We start from the raw sequence: 3,642 nt of genomic DNA, 5'->3' as shown, positions 1-3,642 counted from the left end.
GGGAGGGGGCGGGCGCCGGCGATCGGCCGGAACGGCCCCGGCGGAGCGCCCGGGAGCGGCGGTTCGGCGCGGCGGTCACGGCGCACCGCGGACCGGGCGCGCGGCACGGGATGATCGGCGGTCACCGCGGCACGGCGCGGCACGGCATCGGCGAGCCCGACGGGCATGGCTGACGCACCCTCCTCCGGGGAAATCCGCCCCGGCGTCGTCGAGGAGGCGACCGCGTGAGTCTCCTGGCTCCCGGGTCGAGGCTCGCCCCGGCCTTCCCATTCGTCACCGAATGGTGGCCCGTGCGGGGTTCGCTCGCCGGTCACAGTGGCGGGACCGCGCCGGATTCACACCGGCTTCCTCGTTCCGCCGTCGCCTTGTCGCCGGTCATCATGACACCCCGCGCGGCGGAGCGCCACGGTGCCCGGCGTGACACCGGTCATCCCCTCCCGCCCGACAACGGTGCGGCAGGGGCCGGGGAGAGCGGGGATCGGCGCCGGCTCACTGCCGGGCGGCGACCTCGAAGAGGAGGAAGAGGAAGGCCGCGAAGGCGTGGACCAGCACCACGTAGACCAGCAGCCGGAACCACAGGCCCCGGGGTGCTTTGTCCTCCACCCGCGCCCGGGGCGCGGCGGCGGACTCCGGGGCGGGATCGGGGACGGAATCGGGGGTTTCCCGGGATGCGGGCGTCGGCTGTGCGTCCGGTGTCATGGCGCGGATCTCCCCGGGGGTCGGTGCCGCACGGGCCCGTCGCCGAGGCACAGCCCGGTGTCGGCGCTCTGCAGCAGGGTGTGCACGAACAACAGCTCCACCCCGTCCCGGTCGGCGGCGCCGAGGCGGTGGGGGGTGAGCGAGTCGAAGTGGGCGCCGTCGCCGGGCTCCAGCAGGTGCTCGGTGCCGCCGAGCACCAGACGCAGCCGGCCGGCGAGGACGTGCAGCCACTCCTCGCCCGGATGGATCCGGGCCGGGTCCTCGCGCGGTTCGCCGTACGGCACGCGCACCCGCAGCGCCTGCATGCCGCGTCCCGGTGCCCCGGCGCGGCGGTAGGTCCAGCCGCCCACGCCGCGCTCCGGGGCGTCGGCGGCCCGGATGACCGGGCCGGGAGCGCCGCCGGTCTCGCCGAGCAGATCGGATACCGTCGTGGAGTGGGCCCGGGCCAGGGCGAGCAGCACCGGCAACGAGGGGCGGCGCCGGCCGGTCTCCAGCCGGGAGAGGTGGGCCGGCGAGAGGCCCGCGCGGGCGGCGGCGGCCTCCAGGGTCAGCCCGGAACGGCGGCGCAGTTCGCGCAGCCGGGGCGCGACGGCGGACAGTCTCTCGTCCGCCTCCGCGTCGACCTCGGGGCCGGTGCGGCCCACCGGAACCTCTTCGCGCATGGTTCCGATTGAGCCGGAAATCTTCCCCGGAGGCAAAATTTTTGCCCCGGAGGCAAAGGGCGGGCGGCGCCGGCCCCGCGCCCGGCCCGGCGCCCCGGGGGGACCGGAGGGCCCGGGGGCTCCCGGCGACGCGGGCGGTACCGGCCGCATCAGGTGCATCGGTGGTGCGGGTGGTGCCGGTCGCGCCGGTACGCGGCGTGTTCAGGGAGCCCGCATCGATGCGACAAGATGACAAATGATGGATCGACACAGGGCGAACCTACCTGTGAATTCACGGACCGGGGACGGCCCGGGCAGCCGAACCGGTGACGGCCCGGGGCATCCGGGGGAGGGCCGTGGCGCGTATTCATCCGTCCGGCCGCATCCGGCCGGAAGGATCGACGCCGAACCCCGGGGGAACGCGCACACACCCCCCGGGAGAGACCCCCCGGAAAAAGGGTATCGCCGTCGAAAGGGATACTTGAATCATGAAGCTCGGCCGCGGCACCTCCTGGTTCCTGCTCGCGTTCGGCGTCTGGAGCTGGTTCATCTGGATCTCCTTCGTGCGCAACCTGACCCGGGACGCCAGTGGCCTCGCCTTCGACGCCGCCGGAGCCCCCACCGGCTACTTCTGGGTGCATCTCGCGCTCGCCGTCGTGTCCTTCGTGCTCGGCACGCTGATCGGACTCATCGGTTTCCGCTCCCTGCGCGTCCTGCACCGTGAGAACGATCGCCCCCGAGGAGCTCCATGATCGCCCTGTTCCTGCTCGTCGTCCTGACCCTGTTCGGCAGCGTCCACTGGTACCTGTGGCGCCGCCTGGTGCGGGACGTCTCCGCGCCCGGCGGCACCTGGCGGCGGGTGGGCACCGTCCTGGCCGTGGTGATGCCGCTGCTGATGATCGCGGCCATGGCCGCGGGCAACCTCGGCGTCCCGTTCGGCGTGGAGCGGATCCTGGCCTGGCCCGGCTACTACTGGTTCGTGATCATGCTCTACCTGCTCCTGCCGCTGCTGGCGGCGGAGCCGGTGCGCCCCATCGCCCGGCGCCTCCTCGCCCGACGCGCCGCCCGCGCCGGCGCACCGCGTTCCCCGGCCCCCGATCCCTCCGACCGGTCCGGGGAGCCGGGGACCGTCGCCGACCGGCCGGCGGAGGCCCGGAGCGAGGAGACCGCCCCCGGCTCCGCCGGGGCCGCCGAGGCCGCACCCGCCGGCGGGCGCACCGCCACGGCCCTGGCCGAGGCCGAGCGGGGGGCCGCACCCGACGCCACCGGTCCCGGCGCCGACCCCACCGGCCCCGACGACCCCGGCCGGCGCCTCTTCGTGGCCCGCAGCGTCGCGCTGGGCGCCGCCGTCATCTCGGCCGGCACCACCGTCCACGGCACCATGGCCGCTCGCAACCCGGTGATCAAGGAGGTCACCGTCCCGCTGCGCGGTCTGCCGCGCGCCGCCCACGGCTACCGGATCGCGGTGGTCAGCGACATCCACCTCGGCCCGATCCTCGGCGGCTCGCACTGCCGCCGGGTGGTGGACGCGGTCAACGGCACCGGGGCCGACCTGGTGACGATCGTCGGTGACCTGGTCGACGCCGGGGTGGAGGACCTGCGCTCGGCCGCCGCCCCGCTCGCCGGCCTCCGGGCCCGGGACGGCTCCTGGTACGTCACCGGCAACCACGAGTACTACGTGGGCGCCGAGCAGTGGATCGACCACGTCCGCGAACTCGGCATCACCCCGCTGGAGAACGCCCGGGCCGAACTGCCCTGGTTCGACCTGGCCGGGGTCAACGACCTGGCCGGTGAGGACAGCGGGCAGGGGCCCGACCTGGAACTGGCGCTCGCCGACCGCGACCCGCGCCGCACCTCGGTGCTGATGGCCCACCAGCCGGTGTTCGTCCACGAGGCGGTGGAACACGGCGTGGACCTCCAGCTCTCCGGCCACACCCACGGCGGACAGATGTGGCCCGGCACCCACCTCGCCGACCTGGCCAACCCGACCCTGGCCGGACTGGAGCGGTACGGCGACACCCAGCTGTACGTCACCCGGGGCGCCGGCAGTTGGGGTCCGCCGGTGCGGGTGGGCGCCGAGCCGGACATCACGGTCGTCCGTCTGGCCTCGCCGGAGGCCTGACCGACTCCTCGGACGCCGGGCCCGGGACACCGCGCCCGGCGTCCGGCTTTTTCCGGTAACGGTCCCCCGGGACCCCGTCGTTCCCACCCCGTCCCACTTCCCGGACACCGGGATTCATCCGCCCCGCGCCGGGGAAGGGACGCGATGAGCGGGCGCGCGACGGGAGAGGGGGGAGTCGCC

The 3,642-nt window shown here is 75.1% G+C and carries 4 protein-coding genes and 1 riboswitch; of the genes, 2 read left to right on the top strand and 2 right to left on the bottom strand.

Annotation, left to right across the window (positions count from 1 at the left end; all coding sequences use genetic code 11):
- Positions 1–210: 210 nt before the first annotated feature.
- Positions 211–386: riboswitch (cobalamin riboswitch) on the bottom strand.
- A gap of 103 nt (positions 387–489) precedes the next feature.
- Both FOE67_RS19825 and FOE67_RS19820 read right to left on the bottom strand, forming a co-directional pair.
- On the bottom strand, positions 490–699 hold the full coding sequence (locus FOE67_RS19825) for a DUF6126 family protein (RefSeq protein ID WP_182666195.1): 210 nt from the start codon (positions 697–699) through the stop codon (positions 490–492).
- Entirely contained in the window at positions 696–1,361 is a 666-nt protein-coding gene (locus FOE67_RS19820; protein WP_182666193.1) for a helix-turn-helix domain-containing protein, read from the bottom strand. The genes FOE67_RS19825 and FOE67_RS19820 overlap by 4 nt, the downstream gene beginning before the upstream one ends.
- Before the next feature lie 467 nt (positions 1,362–1,828).
- On the opposite strand from FOE67_RS19820, the gene FOE67_RS29525 reads away from it, so the two are divergent.
- Both FOE67_RS29525 and FOE67_RS19810 read left to right on the top strand, forming a co-directional pair.
- Positions 1,829–2,092, top strand: coding sequence for an SCO4848 family membrane protein (locus tag FOE67_RS29525; protein WP_228474070.1), 264 nt, complete (start codon positions 1,829–1,831; stop codon positions 2,090–2,092).
- Positions 2,089–3,462: a metallophosphoesterase gene (locus tag FOE67_RS19810; protein WP_182666191.1), complete on the top strand. Its 1,374-nt coding sequence runs from the start codon at positions 2,089–2,091 to the stop codon at positions 3,460–3,462. The genes FOE67_RS29525 and FOE67_RS19810 overlap by 4 nt, the downstream gene beginning before the upstream one ends.
- Positions 3,463–3,642: the final 180 nt, after the last annotated feature.

It is taken from the genome of Streptomyces calidiresistens (assembly GCF_014141525.1).
Classification (GTDB): domain Bacteria; phylum Actinomycetota; class Actinomycetes; order Streptomycetales; family Streptomycetaceae; genus Streptomyces; species Streptomyces calidiresistens.
Note: the sequence above shows the minus strand (reverse complement) of the source record. Positions and strands in the feature narration are given on the sequence as shown.